Origin of the sequence: Shinella sp., from assembly GCF_035998705.1 — a bacterium.
Lineage (GTDB): Bacteria > Pseudomonadota > Alphaproteobacteria > Rhizobiales > Rhizobiaceae > Shinella.
The window spans coordinates 205204-221519 of the sequence record NZ_DASYHH010000012.1 but is presented as its reverse complement, the minus strand read 5'-3'; the positions used below and the strand labels follow the sequence as shown (position 1 = coordinate 221519).

The 16316-nt window shown below is 63.1% G+C and carries 17 protein-coding genes; 12 read left to right on the top strand and 5 right to left on the bottom strand.

The window, feature by feature from the left end; genetic code table 11:
* Positions 1-220 precede the first annotated feature (220 nt).
* The 4 genes from VGN93_RS10830 to VGN93_RS10815 are packed head-to-tail and all read right to left on the bottom strand — an operon-like array spanning position 221 to position 3958.
* Positions 221-997 (bottom strand): ABC transporter permease, encoded by a 777-nt coding sequence (locus tag VGN93_RS10830; protein WP_112849371.1) that lies wholly within the window; start codon positions 995-997, stop codon positions 221-223.
* The gene (locus tag VGN93_RS10825; RefSeq protein ID WP_414714079.1) at positions 981-1811 is read right to left on the bottom strand and encodes an ABC transporter ATP-binding protein; all 831 of its coding nucleotides are present in this window, start codon (positions 1809-1811) and stop codon (positions 981-983) included. The genes VGN93_RS10830 and VGN93_RS10825 overlap by 17 nt, the downstream gene beginning before the upstream one ends.
* 15 nt (positions 1812-1826) lie before the next feature.
* Complete coding sequence (locus VGN93_RS10820) at positions 1827-2828, bottom strand: ABC transporter substrate-binding protein (RefSeq protein ID WP_319316845.1); 1002 nt, start codon at positions 2826-2828, stop codon at positions 1827-1829.
* Between the two features lie 47 nt (positions 2829-2875).
* Positions 2876-3958, bottom strand: a complete 1083-nt coding sequence (locus tag VGN93_RS10815; protein WP_319316842.1) for a 4-oxalomesaconate tautomerase — start codon at positions 3956-3958, stop codon at positions 2876-2878.
* Between the two features lie 109 nt (positions 3959-4067).
* Here VGN93_RS10815 and VGN93_RS10810 point away from each other — a divergent pair, with 109 nt between their 5' ends.
* Both VGN93_RS10810 and VGN93_RS10805 read left to right on the top strand, forming a co-directional pair.
* Entirely contained in the window at positions 4068-4970 is a 903-nt protein-coding gene (locus VGN93_RS10810) for a LysR family transcriptional regulator (protein WP_327507519.1), read from the top strand.
* Between the two features lie 416 nt (positions 4971-5386).
* Complete coding sequence (locus VGN93_RS10805) at positions 5387-5806, top strand: heme-binding protein (protein WP_319316836.1); 420 nt, start codon at positions 5387-5389, stop codon at positions 5804-5806.
* Between the two features lie 77 nt (positions 5807-5883).
* Here VGN93_RS10805 and VGN93_RS10800 read toward each other — a convergent pair whose 3' ends face one another.
* Entirely contained in the window at positions 5884-6795 is a 912-nt protein-coding gene (locus VGN93_RS10800) for a LysR family transcriptional regulator (protein WP_319316833.1), read from the bottom strand.
* 147 nt (positions 6796-6942) lie between these two features.
* On the opposite strand from VGN93_RS10800, the gene VGN93_RS10795 reads away from it, so the two are divergent.
* The 10 genes from VGN93_RS10795 to VGN93_RS31290 all read left to right on the top strand — a co-directional run bounded on the left by VGN93_RS10795 (position 6943) and on the right by VGN93_RS31290 (position 16304).
* Positions 6943-8286 (top strand): sugar ABC transporter substrate-binding protein, encoded by a 1344-nt coding sequence (locus VGN93_RS10795; RefSeq protein WP_319316830.1) that lies wholly within the window; start codon positions 6943-6945, stop codon positions 8284-8286.
* Positions 8287-8342: 56 nt separating this feature from the next.
* Complete coding sequence (gene argH / locus VGN93_RS10790; protein WP_327507518.1) at positions 8343-9920, top strand: argininosuccinate lyase; 1578 nt, start codon at positions 8343-8345, stop codon at positions 9918-9920.
* A complete protein-coding gene (locus tag VGN93_RS10785; protein WP_319316822.1) occupies positions 9907-10965 on the top strand; it encodes an ABC transporter ATP-binding protein in 1059 nt (352 codons plus the stop codon). The genes argH and VGN93_RS10785 overlap by 14 nt, the downstream gene beginning before the upstream one ends.
* On the top strand, positions 10958-11854 hold the full coding sequence (locus tag VGN93_RS10780; protein WP_327507517.1) for a sugar ABC transporter permease: 897 nt from the start codon (positions 10958-10960) through the stop codon (positions 11852-11854). Before VGN93_RS10785 ends, VGN93_RS10780 begins: the two co-directional genes overlap by 8 nt.
* On the top strand, positions 11851-12741 hold the full coding sequence (locus VGN93_RS10775) for a carbohydrate ABC transporter permease (RefSeq protein WP_327507516.1): 891 nt from the start codon (positions 11851-11853) through the stop codon (positions 12739-12741). The genes VGN93_RS10780 and VGN93_RS10775 overlap by 4 nt, the downstream gene beginning before the upstream one ends.
* A 20-nt stretch (positions 12742-12761) precedes the next feature.
* A complete protein-coding gene (locus tag VGN93_RS10770; protein ID WP_327507515.1) occupies positions 12762-13868 on the top strand; it encodes a mandelate racemase/muconate lactonizing enzyme family protein in 1107 nt (368 codons plus the stop codon).
* A 54-nt stretch (positions 13869-13922) separates the two neighbouring features.
* On the top strand, positions 13923-15098 hold the full coding sequence (locus tag VGN93_RS10765; protein ID WP_327507514.1) for an MFS transporter: 1176 nt from the start codon (positions 13923-13925) through the stop codon (positions 15096-15098).
* A 48-nt stretch (positions 15099-15146) separates the two neighbouring features.
* A complete protein-coding gene (locus VGN93_RS10760; protein ID WP_327507513.1) occupies positions 15147-15410 on the top strand; it encodes a hypothetical protein in 264 nt (87 codons plus the stop codon).
* Positions 15411-15529: 119 nt separating this feature from the next.
* Complete coding sequence (locus tag VGN93_RS31295) at positions 15530-16204, top strand: ATP-binding cassette domain-containing protein (RefSeq protein WP_414714078.1); 675 nt, start codon at positions 15530-15532, stop codon at positions 16202-16204.
* Positions 16128-16304: a hypothetical protein gene (locus VGN93_RS31290; RefSeq protein ID WP_413818645.1), complete on the top strand. Its 177-nt coding sequence runs from the start codon at positions 16128-16130 to the stop codon at positions 16302-16304. Before VGN93_RS31295 ends, VGN93_RS31290 begins: the two co-directional genes overlap by 77 nt.
* Positions 16305-16316 lie beyond the last annotated feature (12 nt).

Here is a 16316-nt window from a genome sequence, read left to right as displayed (position 1 = left end):
GGGAACCGGTTTTCCCGAAAAGACAAACGAAAACAAAGGAAACTAGAGCATGTCTGGTTCAGTCTGAACCAGACATGCTCTAGGGATTGCGGTTCCGGCCGGGGGCGGAATGACAGCTTCCCGGGCGGTGGGTTGATAGGGTGCTCGGCCGGCGAAAAAAAATGGGGTGCCGGTGGTGGCACCCCAATTCCAACTCACATGAAAGCTGGTCTCCGGCCAGCTATGCCGCTCTTTCTTCGGCGGCGTTCGGTCGCCACTTGATAAGCCGGCCTTCCAGAACATCGAGAATGCGGTCGATGATGAGCACGAACATGGCCAGGATGATGATGCCGGCAAACACGCCGACCGCGTCGAAGTTGCCTTCCGCCTGCGCGATCAGGTAACCGAGCCCTGCAGAAGAGCCGAGATATTCGCCAATGATGGCGCCGACCACCGCGAAGCCGACAGAAGTACGAAGGGAGGACAGGATCCAGCTGGCCGCCGCGGGAAAGTACACATGCCGCAACAGGTCGGAACGTTTGGCCCCGAGGATCCTTGCATTTGCGAGGACCACCGGGTTCACTTCGCGCACGCCCTGCATGGCGTTGAAGAAGGTGATGAAGAAAACAAGCGTTACCGCAAGCGCCACCTTCGACCAAAGGCCGAGCCCAAGCCAAAGAACGAAAATCGGTGCAAGCACAACGCGTGGAATTGCGTTGAGCCCCTTGATGAACGGATCGAGGATCCGCGCCGCGCTACGGCTGAGACCGAGCCATACACCGGCGGCGACACCAAGACCCGTGCCGATGATGTAACCGAGCACTGTTTCCGTCAGGGTGATCGAGACATGTTTGTAAAAGCCCGGGTCAACGATCCAGCTAACGATCTGGTTGAAGATATCGAGGGGCGCTGGGAAAAAGAACACGTCGATGAAGCCGGCGGTCACGCCGAGCTGCCAGCCACCGAGGATAAAAACCAGCATGCCGAGCTGGATGATGCGTTCAGTCACGACGTTCATAGCTTTTCTCCACTTCGCCGCGCAGGGAAGCCCAGATATTGCGATAGAGATCCATAAAGCGCGGATCGAGTTTGATCTCAGCCACATCCCGTGGGCGCTCGAGATCGACCGGGAAACTTTCGATAACCCGCGAACGAGGACCGGCGGCCAGTATCGCGACGCGGTCTCCGAGCGCGATTGCCTCTTCAAGGTCGTGTGTGATCATGACCACGGCGCGACGTTCTTCCTGCCAAAGACGCAGCAACTCATTCTGCATGAGGTGCCGCGTGTGGATATCGAGTGCGGAGAAGGGCTCATCCATCAGGATGACCTTCGGCCCCGCAATCAGGGCTTGCGCCATCTGGACTCGTTTGCGCTGGCCACCGGACAGTTGGTGCGGATAGCGGTGTTCGAAGCCCTTCAGCCCGACCTTGGCAAGCCAACTCATCGAACGCTCGCGGCGCTCGGTCGCTGCAACACCCCTGAACATGAGGCCGAGTTCGACATTCTCGATGGATGTCTTCCACGGCAGCAGCGCGTCCTGCTGAAAGAGATAGCCGATGTCGTTCTGGACGCCCTTTACCGACGTTCCGTCAATCGACACCATTCCACTCGCGGGTTTCAAAAGCCCTGCGATCGCGTTCAAAATGGTGCTCTTGCCGCAACCGGTCGGGCCGACGATGGCGAGAAATTCGCCATCGGCAACTGTCATGTTCACGTCCTGCACCGCGACATAGGAACCAAACGACATCGTCACGGCGTCGATCGACACCATAGACTTTGCGTTTTGCTGCCCCTTCGGGATGGGCATGGGGTTTACGATAGCCAAAGACATGGCCTTCTCCTCGGATCAGTTGATGGTCTTATCCGTCACCTTGTCCACGAAAGCGTTCGTGTAGGTTTTGGAAAGATCGATTGTCGCGGCAGCAACCTTTTCGTTGAAGCTCTTGAGAACGGCCAACGGCGTCTGTGTGTCGACCTCGCTGAATTTGCCGTCCACCGAGAAAATCGGTTTGGCATTCTGGACGGCCTTCACATAGGTGTCCCGATCGCCGGAAATGAATTCTTTCGGCAGTTTTTCGACGATCTCTTCGGCGCTGTGTGTGTTCATCCATGCCAGTGCCTTGACGGTCGCGTTCGTGACCTTCTGGATGGTTTCCGGGTTCTCATCGATATAGGCTTGCGTCGCATAGAGGACGGAGGTCGGGTAGATCCCGCCATAGATCTCCTTGGCACCCTCGTCACTGCGGGCGTCGATCAGAATCTTGCCGACACCCTTAGCCTCGATAAAGGTCGCCGCGGGATCGTAGTTGACCAGAAGGTCGACCTTCCCCTGCTCGAGCGCCGCGACCGCGGCCGCGCCGGAACCGACGCCGATCAGCGAAATGTCGTCGGCCGAAAGATTGTTGCGCTGCAGGTAGTAGCGCACGAAGAAGTCGGAAGACGATCCCGGTGCGGTGATGCCGATCTTCGCACCCTTGATCGTTTCCGGTTTGGTCGGATCGAACGATGCGTTTTTCCCGCCGGCCAGAACCAGACCAGAATTGCGCGCAAGCTGGACAAAGCCGACGACCGCCTTGTTCTGCGACTGCATCTGGATCGTATGGTCGTAGAAGCCGACAGCGATATCCGTGGAGCCTGCAACAAGCGCCTGCAGCGTCTTGGAGCCGCCGGATGCGAAGTTTTCGACGGTCACCTCAAGACCTTCCTTCTCGTAGAGACCCAGGCCAGCTGCGACCGGGAAGGGCAGGTTGTTGAGGTTGTAGGACCCGACGCTGATGCGGACGGGTTCCGCCAAAGCCGCACCGGTGAAAGCGACCGTTGCCGCAAGGGCGAGTATGAGTTTACGCATGTGTATTCCTCCCTGATGCGTGGCGCCCTCCCGGCAACCACTTTCGATTATGCCGCGCAAACCATTTGCACGATAGGTTTTGCAAAGACCCGGCCCTCGAAGAGGCGTCGGGCCGTCCGCAGGATTCCGGCAATTGTCTTGCCGTCGCGGTCATCCAGTTTTACTTCCAAACGACCGCTTGGATGTTCCAGAACGAGGACGACCGGCGGCTTGCGGTCGCCGATCAACTGCGCAGCGACGGTTCCGTCGCTGATGCAAGCCGTGGCAATCCCGACGGCGCCGGTCGTCGCGAGAGAGGGGTGGCACTCGTGCGGCATGAAATAGCGCACGCCGAGATCGCCGCCCTTGTTGGGCCTGGAGATCAGCACCGGTTTTGGCGTCACCTGATTGCCGACATCGCCCATGCCCATGCGCCGGCCTGCTTCGAGCCGCAAGGTTTCGAGCCGCTGCAGCAGGGCGCCATTGGCATTGAGTTCGGCAGCCGATTCATTGCCCGTAACGCCGAGGGCGGCGGCCTCGAGCAGCATCATCGGCATTGCGCAATCGATGCAGGTCACATCAATGCCGTCGATCCTGTCACGCGGGTTGCCGGTGGGAAAAAGCTTTCCAGTGCGTGCCCCGGCGGCGTCCATGAAGGTCAGCGCGATCGGCGCGGCATTGCCGGGCACGCCGTCGATCGAGGCATCTCCCATATAAGCAACGCGGCCATCAGGGGTCGGAACCTCCGCTTCGATGAGTTTGCCGGTATTGACGTTGTGGATGCGCACGCGGGTTACGCCCGTCGCCGCCTTGACCAGGCCGGCCTCGATCGCGAACGGTCCGACGGCCGCCAGCATATTTCCGCAGTTCGGTGAGATATCGACGAACTGCTGATCGACGCGGACCTGGGCGAACAGATAATCCACGTCGGCATCGGACACGGTTGCCGGGCCGACGATGGCAACCTTGCTGGTGACTGGGTTGCCGCCGCCGATACCGTCAATCTGCAGAGGATGACCGGACCCCATGACCGAAAGCAGAATCTCATCGCGTTGACGCGAATCCGACGGAAGGTCGGATGCCAGAAAGAACGGTCCTTTCGAGGTGCCACCTCGCATCAGAACACAGGGAATGGAAATCAGGTCGTTCATGGTTGTGTCCGCATACTGATGTGACTTAAATATCAATCAGCTTCTTTGTTGCAGTAAGCGGCAAAACGATTGATATGTGAAATGTCAATATCAGAGGGAATGATGCGTTATGAGCATTAATTGCGAAATATTGGATCTGCGCGCGTTTCTGTTGGTCGTCGAACTGGAAAACTTCCACCGCGCTGCCGAAGCGCTCAATCTTTCCCAGCCGGCACTCAGTCGGCGGATTCAAAAGCTCGAGTTGGCAATCGGGGCGCCTTTGCTCGAGCGCACGACGCGGCATGTCTCGACAACGGCCCTTGGTGCAGAGCTGATCCCCTTGGTGCGGCGCATGCTGGAGGAGTTCGACACGTCGCTCTTTGCGGTGCGCGATGTCGGGTCCCAGCGCAGCGGCCTTGTGACGATCGCATGCCTGCCGACGGCTGCATTCTATTTTTTGCCGACCGTCATCAAGCAGTTCAGCGCCGAGTATCCCAATATTCGTTTTCGCATTCTCGATCTGCCAGCCACCGACGGTCTGCAGGCAGTCGCCCGCGGGGAAGTCGAGTTCGGTATCAATATCATGGGCTTTTCAGATCCCGACCTCATCTTCGACAGGCTCATCGAAGATCCGTTTGTGCTGGCGGCACGCAAGGATCATCCGCTGGCGGCCAAGAGCGAGCTTCAGTGGGGCGATCTGGCGCCCTATCAACTGATCACAGTTCACCGGTCCAGCGGCAACCGTACGCTTCTTGACGCAGCATTGGCGAAATCGAACCTGAAACTGCGCTGGTCCTATGAAGTTACGCATCTCTCGACGTCGCTTGGTTTGGTGGAAGCCGGACTTGGAATTTCGGTTCTGCCGAAACTGGCCACACCACAGGAAGAGCACCCGTTCCTCGTCACGAGACCTATTCGTAATCCCGAAATCTCACGAACGATCGGCATTGTACGTCGTCGCGGTGGGACGCTTTCGCCTGCCGCTGAGCGCTTCATGACAATGTTGATCGGAACGTGGGCCGAAGGAAACTAAGCAACGAAAAGTGCCCATTTGCTCAAAGATGCGGCGCGCGGCGGCCGTGTCGTTCTTTCGGACAATCAGGAATTTGAGCGATTCCGGGCGAGCGGAAAGGATGACCACATCAGCGTCAAGCAGTTCGCTCTTTGGCGCTCAGGCGTATACTCCGCGGTTAAGGAAATGAAGCAGGGCAGGGCCGCGCTCTGCTGAGCGAACTTAATGCAGCATTCGAGATTGGGATGGGCAGCAGCGGAGATCTATTTGAGCGCATCGGCACTGACAAGAGTCGCTCCTATGTCGCGGATCCCGCTGCTCGAACGCGGGGGAGGGCCGGGGGAACATGTTCCGGCACGGATCAAGTCCTATGCCGGTTTGGCCGGTACGCGGTGAGGGGCCTGTTGCCTAAAGTGGGATAATCAATAGGAGCCCCCATGTCGAGATTCCGGAACACCATTTCGCTGACCGCCGACGCGGCACTGGACGCACTTTTCGCTGCCGTGGAGCGGGCGAAGGCAATCCAGGTTCCACAGTGCATTTTCATCGTCGATACCAGCGGTGAGACCATCGCGAGCATCCGGATGGACGGCGCGAAATATCTCAGCATGCACACCGCGCGCGCAAAGGCGCGGACTGCCGCCTCCATCAACGGCGCGACCGGCGCCATGGCGGCGGAGTTCGGCTTCGCCGCCGGCATCGCCTCGCAGGGCGGGGTGACCCATCTGCCGGGCGGGCTTCCCATCCGCTTCGGCGGCGTCATCGCAGGGGCGATCGGTGTCGGGTCCGGCACGGGCGAGCAGGATTTCGATGTCGCCCGCGCCGCGCTGAAGGCGCTCGGAGCCGACGAGGTCTGACCCGGCGATGAAAACCGCGGCCTGACCACGCTTTCGTGCGTCTGGTTCCCTTTGCCGCGACCGCGCGCGGCAAAGGGTCAGTTGGCCGCATCGTGGTTTCCGGACAGTTCCCGCAGGATGCCTGTCAGGCGCGTCGCGACCTCGCGGCTCGCCCGGCTGAGGGGGCGTTGTTGTCCGGTCACGAGGACGACGTGGCGATTGATATAGGGTTCGCGGATGACGCTGCTGGCGAACTGGCCCCTCGACGTCTCCTCGGAAATCGTATGGGGCGCCTTCACCATGTAGCAGCCGCACCGGGCGGTCATGGCCTTCTGGCCGCCGGTGGAATCGATGTCGGCAATGACGTTGAGGGAGACCTTCAGCCGCCGGGCGACGGAATCCACCATGATCCGCAGCCCGTTCGTCGGAGCCGGCAGGACCAGGGCGAAGTCTGCGAGCCGTTCGAAGGCGATCTCCTCCGGCAGGGTCCAGCCTTCTCTGGGCCCGGCGAGCACCAGGCGGGATTCCAGGAGGAGCGGCCCGTTCTCCATCCTGCCTTCGCGGTACTTGCTGTAGGCGCCGATGTCGATCAGCCCTTCCGACAGCCAGCGTTCGACCTGATCGCTGAAACCCTCATAGACCTGCAGCCGTATGCCGGGCGTATGGACGCGTAGCTGGTTGACGAGTTCGGGAATGATGGGCTCGACGAGCGAGGTCGGCAGGCCGAGCGACACGATGCCGCTCGGAAGGCGGCTGAACGCCTTCAGGTCTTCCGCCGCCTGGTCCGCCTCACGCAACAGGAAACGCGCCTTCTTCAGGGCTTCCTCGCCCAGCTCCGACAGCGCTACGCCCCTGCCGGTCCGGTAGAAGAGGGGACCGTCCCATTCCCGTTCCAGGTCGCCGATCGTCCGGCTCACCGAGGGCTGCGCCAGCCCCATGGAAACGGCGGCCTTGCTGAAGCTGCCGAGTTCCGCCGCGCGCACGAAAATCCTGAGGCTGCCGAGTTCCATCTTTCCCACCTATACGGAAAATGAATATCCGATATTGGTAGCATGTAGTGGACGGATGGCAAGGGAGCGCGATACCTTGCCTTTCATGCACGGAGGAGACCTGCGACAAACAGGTTGTGCACTTGGGAACATTGGGAGGAGAATGGCATGATGGCCCGAACACGCATGTATCTGACCGTTGGAGGCAGCCTGGCGGCGCTGCTGATGTCCAGCACCGCCTGGGCGCAACAACAGGTCGTCCGCTTTCTGCACAACGAAACCGACCCGCCGAGCATCGAGTTCTTCAACAACGCGATCAAGGCCTTCGAGGCGGAGAACCCCGGCATCCATATCGAGATGGAGGCCGTCAGCACCGATGGCCGGCTTCAGAAGGTGCTCGCTTCGATCAACACCAAGACCATGCCGGAGATCTTCAAGGTCCTGCCGGAAGAGCGCTTCGAGTTCGCCCGCAAAGGCTATCTCGTCCCCCTTGACGACATGATCGACGAGATCGGCCGCGACGACTACGTTTCAGGCTCGCTCGTGCCCGTCGAGGGCAAGATCTACGACGTTCCCTATACGCTCGGCAATTACGGCGTGCTCTGGCAGCGCGAGGATTTCCTCAAGGCCGGGAACATCTCGACCCCGAAGACCTGGGACGATCTTCTGGCGAGCGCCGAGGCGCTGACGGGAGGGGACGGCAATTTCGGCTTTCTGTTCCCCGCCGGCAAGAACCGCATGACCGGGATCTTCCTGTCGCAGATGATCTGGAGCGCCGGCGGCACCTATTTCGACAAGGACCTCAACGTCACCTTCGACAATCCCGGTACGGTCAAGGCGCTGACCTTCCTGCGCGACATCGCGAAATTCTCGCCGCGGGGCATCGGCTCCTATTCCTACGGCGACATGATCAACGTCTACCTGACGGGCAAGATCGGGCTCGACATCTATGCGCCCCGTCTCATCGCCACTGCGGCCGCCAACACGCCCGATCTTCTGAAGAACACCGTCGCCGGCAGCATGCCGGTCGGCCCCAGCGGCGTAGGGGTCAAGTTCGTGAACGCGAACAGCTTCGCGCTTTCCTCGGAGGCGGTCGGCTCGAAGAATATCGAGGCCGCGCGCAAGTTCCTGAAGTTCATCGTCACCGGCGAGCGCCTGCGGGACTTCTCGCTCACCGTCCATCCCCACCTCATCCCGCCGCTCAAGGGCGTCCAGGAAGAGGTCATCACGCAGGGGGCGGCGCAGACCCTCGGCGGCCGCGAGGAGATTTCCCGCATCGCCTTCGACACCTCCAACGCGCTCGATTTCGAATCGGAGGCCGGCGCGCAGTTCAAGGACGGCGCGGTCATCCGCTCCGGCGTGGTCAATCCCTATATCGGCTCGATCGTTGCGCGGGATATTCCCGCCCAGGTCGTGCAGCGCGTCGTCCTGCAGGGTGAGGACCCGGCAGCTGCCGCTGCATGGGGTCAGAAGCGCATGCAGGCCATCGTGGACGATCTGAAGAAGAAATAGCGTCCAGACAAGGTCCGCGTGAAGGACACGCGGACCGCATTTTTCAGGAGAAGCATATGTCAGAGGAACAACCGGTGGCGCCGGTCGTCTCGTTGCGCGAACGCGTCAAGTCGCCGCCCGCACCGGCCATGGTGGAATCCTATTTCGGCCCGGCGGTCGCCGCGGGGATCCGCTTCCAGTTCGAGCCGGAAATGCGCGTCCACCTCGCCCACGCCGTTATGCTCGCCGACCGCGGCATCGTCGGCAAGGCGGACATCGCCCGCATCCTCGCTGTCCTGCTCGACCTCAAGGCGACCGGCGTCAAGGCGCTGACCATCGATTACCAGCAGGAAGACCTCTATTCCTATATCGAGCGCTACATCGTCGAGACGCTCGGCCCGGAGACCGGCGGGCGCCTGCACACCGGCCGCAGCCGCAACGACCTGCACACGACCTCCTGGCGGCTGGTGCTGCGCGGCCTGCTGCTCGACCTGCTCGACATCGTCGGCACCCTCCGGCGGACCCTGCTCGACCTGTCCGGGCGGCACATCGAGACGGTGATGCCGGGCTACACGCATTCGCAGCACGCCCAGCCGATCTCGTTCGGCTACTACCTGCTTGCGACCGCCGACCTGATGGAGCGCGACTACGGCCGCCTCTTGCACGCCCTTGCCTGCTGCGACCGCAGCCCGCTCGGCTCGGGGGCGCTGTCGACGACGGGCTTTCCCATCGATCGCGAGATGACGGCGAACCTCCTGGGCTTCTCGCGGCTGGTCGAGGTCGGTTATGACGGCGTCTCGATCCGCGACGACCTCCAGGAGACGGCCGCCGCCCTTGCCGTGCTGATGACCGGCGTCTCCCGGATCGCCACCGACATCCAGACCTGGAACACGATGGAGTTCGGCATGCTCGAACTGGACGACGCCTATTCGAGCGTCTCCAGCATCATGCCCCAGAAGAAGAACCCGCAGGCGATGGAGCATGTGAAGGCGGTCGCCGCGATGGCGGTCGGCACGCTGAACACGGTGCTCGCCGCCTCCAAGAACACTGCCCTTGCCGATGTCAATGACGGCGTCACCGCCGGCAACGCGCCGACGATGGACATGCTGGAGCGGACGGCGAGGGCGCTCACCGTCTTCGAGGGCGCGCTGCGCACGCTCACCGTCAAGCCGGATGTGATGCGCCATCTCGCCGAGATCGGTTTCGGCACGGCGACCGAGCTTGCCGACATCATCGTGCGCGAGGCCGGCATGTCCTTCCGCATGGCGCACAACATCGTCGGCCGCGTTGTCCGCGAGGCGATCGAGGCGCATCATACGGCGATGGATATCACATCCGCCGATCTCGACGCTGCGTCGCAGGCCCTGTTCGGCCATCCGCTCGGCATTTCCGAGGACGAGGTGAGGAAGGCGCTGGACCCGACCGAAAACCTGAAGACCCGCGCCGTCACCGGCGGCCCGGCCCCGATCCGCATGGCTGAGATGCTCGACCGCCGCAAGGCGGAGCTCGAAAACGATCTCGCCGGCGTCGCCGATATCCGGCGGCGGATCGCAGAGGCCGACCACACCCTCATGGAGCAGGCGCGCCGGATCATGGATGATGCCGGTTTGCAGACCCCGTCACAGATTGCGAGAGAGAGCCATGGCACGAGTTGAAATCAATCAGATCAGCAAGATCTTCGCCGATCATACCGCGGTTTCCGACGTCAGCCTGACCGTCAACGACGGGGAGTTCCTCGTGCTGCTCGGCCCTTCCGGCTGTGGCAAGAGCACGCTGCTGCGCATGATCGCGGGCCTGGAACTGCCGACCTATGGCGACATCTTCATCGGCGACCGCCGCGCCACGCGCCTGCAGCCGAAGGACCGGAACATCGCGATGGTGTTCCAGAACTACGCCCTCTATCCGCATCTGACGGTCTACGAGAACATCGCCTTCCCGCTCCGGGTGCGCGGGGCGGACAGGAAGCTCGTCGACGACAAGGTGCGCTGGGCCGCCGAACTGGTCGGCCTCACCCGCATGCTCAAGCGCAAGCCGCGCCAGATGTCCGGCGGCGAGCGCCAGCGCACGGCGCTTGCCCGTTCGCTGGTGCGCGATCCCGACGTCTTCCTGCTCGACGAGCCGCTCTCGAACCTCGACGCCAAGCTGCGCCATTCCTCCCGCGAGGAGCTGCGCCAGTTCCAGGACCGGGTCGGCGTCACGTCGATCTACGTCACGCACGATCAGGTCGAGGCCATGGGGCTCGGCGACCGCATCGTCGTCATGCAGGGCGGCTCCGTCCGCCAGGTCGGCACGCCGGAGGAGATCTACCTCCATCCCGCCGACACGTTCGTCGCCACCTTCATGGGCTCGCCGCCGATGAACCTGGTCGCGACCGGCGACGTCACGCTCGGCTTCCGGCCCGAGAACTTCCTGCCCAAGGCGAGCTTTTCCGCCGACGTCGCCGTCACGCCGATCACATTCAACGTGCACCGGGTCGAATATCTCGGAGGCGACCGGCTGCTCTACGGGGCGGTTTCCGGCGATCTGCCGGAAACCCAGGTCATCGCCCGCATTCCTTCCAGCGTCTCCTACAGCCCGCTTCTCAACACCGACGTCACCTTCGCCGTCGCCGATCGCGAGCTGCGCCGCTTCGACACCGCGAGCGGCAAAGCGATCGCTTGCGAACCCTCGACGGAGAAGAGGAGAGTGGCCAATGGCTGACAATCGCGCCGCGCTCTCGGGCGACCGCCTGCTCGCCTATGCCGCCCTTGCCCCGAGCGCCTTCCTGCTACTGCTGCTCGCCGGCGTGCCGACCATCACCGTCTTCGTCACGACCATGCAGGATGTCGGCATGGGCGATACCGACGGCCCGTTCATCGGGTTCGAGAACTTCGCCTGGGTCTTCGCGGAGCCGGCCTTCTACACCGCGCTCTGGAACACCTTCGTCTGGGTCTTCGGCAGCGTCGCGCTGGAAATGCTGCTGGGACTCGGTCTCGCGCTGCTGCTCAACAAGAACTTCGCCTTCCGCGGCGCCGCCCGGGCCATCATCCTTGCGCCCTATCTCGTGCCGACGGTCGTGGCCGTGCTGACATGGCGCTACATGCTGCACGACATCGTCGGCGTCGTGAACGCCGTCCTCACCAATCTCGGCATCACCGACCAGCCGCTGCTCTGGCTGAACAGCCAGGGGCTGGCGATGACCTCGGTCATCATGGTCGGCGTCTGGAAGTTCTTCCCCTTCGTCGTCATCGCCATTCTCGGTATTCTGCAATCCATCCCGCAGGAGCAGTACGAGGCGGCGAGGATCGACGGGGCTTCGGACTTCCAGCAGTTCTGGCGGATCACGCTGCCCTATGTGCTGCCGGTCTTCCTGCTGACGGCGCTCTTGCGCACCATCTGGTCCTTCAACAAGTTCGAGATCATCTACCTGATGACCGGCGGCGGCCCGCTGGATGCGACCACGACGCTTCCGATCCTCGTCTATCTCAAGGCATTTTCGGATTTCGAGTTCGGCCGCGCCGCGGCGATCGCGATCGTCACGCTGGCCATCCTGTGCGGCCTGCTCGCCGTCTACTTCTACTTCATCAAGAGAGCGGAGGCACGCCAATGACCGCCATCGCCAACAGCGTCGCGTCGCTGCCACGCAACCGGGAAATCGCCGACGTGCATTACCTCGCCTCGCGGGTCATGCTCTATCTCCTGGCCTTCACCGCCGTCAGCGTCATCGGCTTCCCGCTGTTCTGGATGCTGATCTGCTCGTTCAAGCCGGGCGGCGAGCTCTACGCCACGCCGCCGACCTTTCTGCCGAACGAATGGACGCTGCAGAACTACCGCGACCTCTTCGTCCAGACGAACTTCCTCACCTATTTCGCCAACAGCCTGATCGTCGCCTGCGGTGCGACCTTCCTGTCGCTCGTCATCGGCGGGCTCGGCGCCTACAGCCTCAGCCGGTTCCGCTTCTTCGGCATCGCCGCGTTCTCCAACGCGACGCTCGTCTGCTACATGCTGCCGGAAGTGCTGATCGTGCTGCCGCTCTATATCTACGTGGTCAAGCTCGGCATGGCCGACACGCTGATCTCGCTGATCATCGCCAACACGGCGTTCACGCTTCCGCTGGCTCTCTGGTTCATGCGCTCGTATTTCAACGCGATCCCCGTCAGCCTTGAGGAAAGCGCCATGATCGACGGATGCACGCGGCTCGGCGCGATGATGCGCGTCACGGTGCCGCTCGCCCTGCCGGGCATCATCTCGGTCGGCGTCTTCAGCTTCAACCATGCCTGGAACGAGTTCCTCTTCGCGCTGGTCTTCGTGTCTTCCGAGACGAACAAGACCTTGCCGCTGGGGCTCGCCACCTGGATCGGCCAGGACAACATCTATTCCTGGGGCATGCTGCTTGCGGGCGCCGTGCTGGTGACGGTTCCGGTCATCCTTTTCTACCTGCTCGTCCAGCGCAAGCTCGTCGTCGGCCTCGCCGATGGCGGCGCCAAGGGCGAATAATCTTTCGAACGGAGGAAGTCATGAAGATCAAGAACGTGACGGTCATCGCCGTCGAGATCCCGCTTGCCCGCAATTTCGGCGGCAGCCGGTACAATGTCACCAAGCGCTGCACCATCATCACGCGGATGGAGACGGACAGCGGCCTCGTCAGCGAGATCTACAACGGCGACAACCGCGACCATATGCGCGAGGTCGTCGAGATCATCGAGACGGAACTGGCGCCGATGCTGATCGGCGAGGAGATATTCGCGATCGAGCGGCTCTGGCAGAAGATGTTCAAGGCGGCCGAGTGGAACCGTGACCGCAAGCTCGTCATGGAGGCGATCGCCTGCATGGACAGCGCGCTCTGGGACCTGATGGGCAAGGCCGCGGGCGTCAATGTCTGCCGGCTGCTCGGCGGTTACCGCCAGGAGCTTCCGATCATCTGCATCGGCGGCTATTACGAGAAGGACAAGACGCTGGCCGACCTCGGCCGGGAAATGGAGCGGCTGCGCGAGGCCGGCCTTGCTGGCTGCAAGGTGAAGGTCGGCGGCCTTTCGGCCGAGGAGGACGCCAAGCGCGTCGAGGCGGCCCGAAAGGGCGGCGGCGACGACTTCTGGATCGCGGTCGACGCCAATCGCGGCTGGCCGGTGGCCGAAGCCGTGAAGTTCGCCCGCCTGATCGAGAAATACAACATCGCCTGGTTCGAGGAACCCTGCCACTGGTACGACGACGCCCGCATGATGGCGCAGGTCCGCCGCGCGATCTCCATCCCCGTCGATGCCGGCCAGAGCGAGATGAACGCCGCGGGCGTGCGGCGCCTCGTCGCCGCGGAAGCCGTCGACATCGTCAATTTCGACGCGTCGGAGGCCGGCGGCATCACCGAATGGCGCCGCGCCGCCGCTCTGTGCGCCCTCAACGACATCCGCGTCGGCCATCACGAGGAAGCGCAGATCGCCATGCACATGATCGCCGCCATTCCCAACGGCCTCTGCGTCGAGTGCTTCGAGCCGGCGCGCGACCCGATTTGGGCCGGCCTTATCGCCAACCGTCCCAACCCGAAGGACGGCATCATCCAGGTCCCGCAGGGACCAGGTTTCGGTGTCGAGCTTGACTGGGACATGGTCAAGCGCTACCGCGTGAACTGACCGATGGCCGTCGCCGACAGCAGAGCGCCTCACGCGGAAGGGCGACGCCGCAGCGTGCGCCTCGCCAAACAGGTGCGGCTGGCGGCCGCCTTCCTGCTCATGATGGTCTCGGGGCTCGTGTGGAATTCCTTCGCTTTGTTCCTCGTCGCGCTGGAGGGGGAGTTCCACTGGTCTCGCGCCTCGATCTCGGGCGCCTACGGCGCCTTCGCGCTCGTCAATGCGGTGAGCGCGCCTCTCTTCGGCTACCTGCTCGGCCGGTACAACAGCCGAGTCCTCCTGGCCGGCGCGGCGATGCTGCTCGGCACGGCCTTTCTCCTGACCGCGCATGTGTCGACGATTGGGCAGTTCTGGCTCGCCTTCGGCCTCGTCGGCGGCCTGGGGACGCATTGCACCAGTTCCTATGCGATCTTCGCCGTGCTTGCCGGCCGCTTCCGCAAGCGGCCGGCAACGGCGATGGCCATTGCCGATGCCGGGTCGGGCCTCGCCGCCTTCCTGGGCCTGCCGGTGATGAGCTGGATGATCGAGAACCTTGGCTGGCGCTTCACGTATTCCGCCCTCGGCATCGTCCTGATGGGCATCGCCGTGCCGCTCCATCTGTTCGTGATCGACCGGGTGAAGTCCGCGTCCGGTACGGGCGGCAGATATGGCTTGGCGGGGCTCGGCAGGGTCACCATACTGGCGCTCGTCATCAGCTATTTCTGCGGTTCGGCGGCCTATCACGGACTGATGACCCAGCAGATCGCGCTGTTCGAGGACAACAGCGTCAATGCGCAGACGGCGGTGTGGATCGCGGCCGTTGCCGGCCTGATCATCTTCGTCTGGCGCCTGCTGTCCGGCTGGCTCTGCGATCTGTGGGGCTCCGGGCCGGTCATGGCGCTTGCCGCGCTGGCAGGTGTATTGACCTTCGGCATGCTCGTGGCGATCCTCGTGACGGCGAACGTCGCCGCGCTCCTCGTCTATCCCCTCGTGCTCGGCGTCGCCTTCGGCGGCCAGCAGGTCCTGCTCGCCGACCGCGCGCGCCTCGTCGTCACGCTTTCCGCACTCTCCGCGGTTCTCGGCGTCTGCCGGCTCGCCTCCGGCGCGGGCATGGCCGCAGGGCCGGTCCTCGCCGGTTCCCTCCACGACTGGGCGGGCGGCTACGGCGCCGCCATTGCGGTCATAGCCGGCCTCGCTTTGCTTCACTTCGTCACTTTCGCCGCCATTCGGCGAAGGCAGGCGCCGAAGATGTGATACGGCGCGGCCGATGCTGCGGTTCCCCTGTTTCTCGCCGAAACGCTGTTGCGAAAGCCCGGATTCCGCCTGATCTCCGGTGAGCCGGAAATCCTGCCGGGGATCCGCGTGCTTCACACGCCGGGGCATACGGGCGGGCATATTTCGCTGTCCCTGGCTGTCGGCGGCAAGCAGGTCGTACTGGCGCAGGATGCGCTCAAGCATCGCGGTGAAATCGCCGCCGGGACCCTGGCGGGGGCCTTCGATGCCGAAGCCGCACGGAAAAGCAGGTCTTCAACGCGCCAAGGCATGACTATACCCGCAACCTCCTGAATGCGGTTCCGGGCAAGCACAGTCTTCCGGTCTGCGCCGCCGGAGAATGCGGCGAGCCGCTGATCGCCGTCAGGGACCTGTCGAAGGCCTATCCGAGCGCGTCGCGGTCTCCGACCATCATGGCGCTCGACAAGGTGTCCTTCGTGCTCGCGCGGGGGGAAACGCTCGGCGTCGTCGGCGAATCGGGTTCCGGCAAGTCGACGCTCGCCCGCACGCTGCTCGGTCTCGAAAGGGCGTCGGGCGGCACCGCATCCTACCGGAACTGCGACATGCTGCAGCCGACGGAGGCTGACCGGACGGTGTTGCAGCGCCAGATCCAGATGGTCTTCCAGGATCCGACCACATCCCTCAACCCGCGCATGACCGTCGAGGAGATCATCTCGGAGCCCTGGGCCATTCACCGCGATGTCCTGCCGAAGACGGAATGGAAAGGCCGGGTCGGCGCGCTTCTCGAACAGGTCAGCCTGATGAGGGAGCATGCCCAGCGCTATCCGCACCAGTTCTCCGGCGGCCAGCGGCAGCGCATCGCCATCGCGGGCGCTCGCCCTGCGGCCGGATGTCATTATCTGCGACGAGGCGGTCTCCTCGCTGGACGTGTCCGTCCAGGCGCAGATCATCGCGCTTCTGAAGAGCCTCAAGGACGAGCACGGCCTCTCCTACATCTTCATCGCCCACGACCTGCCCGTGGTCCGCAGTTTCGCCGACCGGGTTCTCGTCATGCGGAAGGGACAGATCGTCGAGCAGGGCAGGACCGACGACCTCTTCACCAACCCGCAGCATCCCTACACCCGTGAACTCCTTCAATCCGATCCCGTTCTCGGCAGCCAGGTTGAGCCTGGTCGCGCTGCATCCGATCGTCCCGCGTGCGGCGCATTCCAATGGAGAATTCAATGACATCGCACTCCC

Bases quoted from the DNA above. Each gene is read 5' to 3' on its own strand.
- VGN93_RS31295 (WP_414714078.1), top strand. From the start codon at position 15,530: ATGGCGCTCGACAAGGTGTCCTTCGTGCTCGCGCGGGGGGAAACGCTC.
- VGN93_RS10795 (WP_319316830.1), top strand. From the start codon at position 6,943: ATGATGGCCCGAACACGCATGTATCTGACCGTTGGAGGCAGCCTGGCG.
- VGN93_RS10825 (WP_414714079.1), bottom strand. From the start codon at position 1,811: ATGTCTTTGGCTATCGTAAACCCCATGCCCATCCCGAAGGGGCAGCAA.
- VGN93_RS10800 (WP_319316833.1), bottom strand. From the start codon at position 6,795: ATGGAACTCGGCAGCCTCAGGATTTTCGTGCGCGCGGCGGAACTCGGC.
- VGN93_RS10830 (WP_112849371.1), bottom strand. From the start codon at position 997: ATGAACGTCGTGACTGAACGCATCATCCAGCTCGGCATGCTGGTTTTT.
- VGN93_RS10805 (WP_319316836.1), top strand. From the start codon at position 5,387: ATGTCGAGATTCCGGAACACCATTTCGCTGACCGCCGACGCGGCACTG.
- argH (WP_327507518.1), top strand. From the start codon at position 8,343: ATGTCAGAGGAACAACCGGTGGCGCCGGTCGTCTCGTTGCGCGAACGC.
- VGN93_RS10770 (WP_327507515.1), top strand. From the start codon at position 12,762: ATGAAGATCAAGAACGTGACGGTCATCGCCGTCGAGATCCCGCTTGCC.
- VGN93_RS10780 (WP_327507517.1), top strand. From the start codon at position 10,958: ATGGCTGACAATCGCGCCGCGCTCTCGGGCGACCGCCTGCTCGCCTAT.
- VGN93_RS10820 (WP_319316845.1), bottom strand. From the start codon at position 2,828: ATGCGTAAACTCATACTCGCCCTTGCGGCAACGGTCGCTTTCACCGGT.
- VGN93_RS10810 (WP_327507519.1), top strand. From the start codon at position 4,068: ATGAGCATTAATTGCGAAATATTGGATCTGCGCGCGTTTCTGTTGGTC.
- VGN93_RS10815 (WP_319316842.1), bottom strand. From the start codon at position 3,958: ATGAACGACCTGATTTCCATTCCCTGTGTTCTGATGCGAGGTGGCACC.
- VGN93_RS31290 (WP_413818645.1), top strand. From the start codon at position 16,128: ATGCGGAAGGGACAGATCGTCGAGCAGGGCAGGACCGACGACCTCTTC.
- VGN93_RS10775 (WP_327507516.1), top strand. From the start codon at position 11,851: ATGACCGCCATCGCCAACAGCGTCGCGTCGCTGCCACGCAACCGGGAA.
- VGN93_RS10785 (WP_319316822.1), top strand. From the start codon at position 9,907: ATGGCACGAGTTGAAATCAATCAGATCAGCAAGATCTTCGCCGATCAT.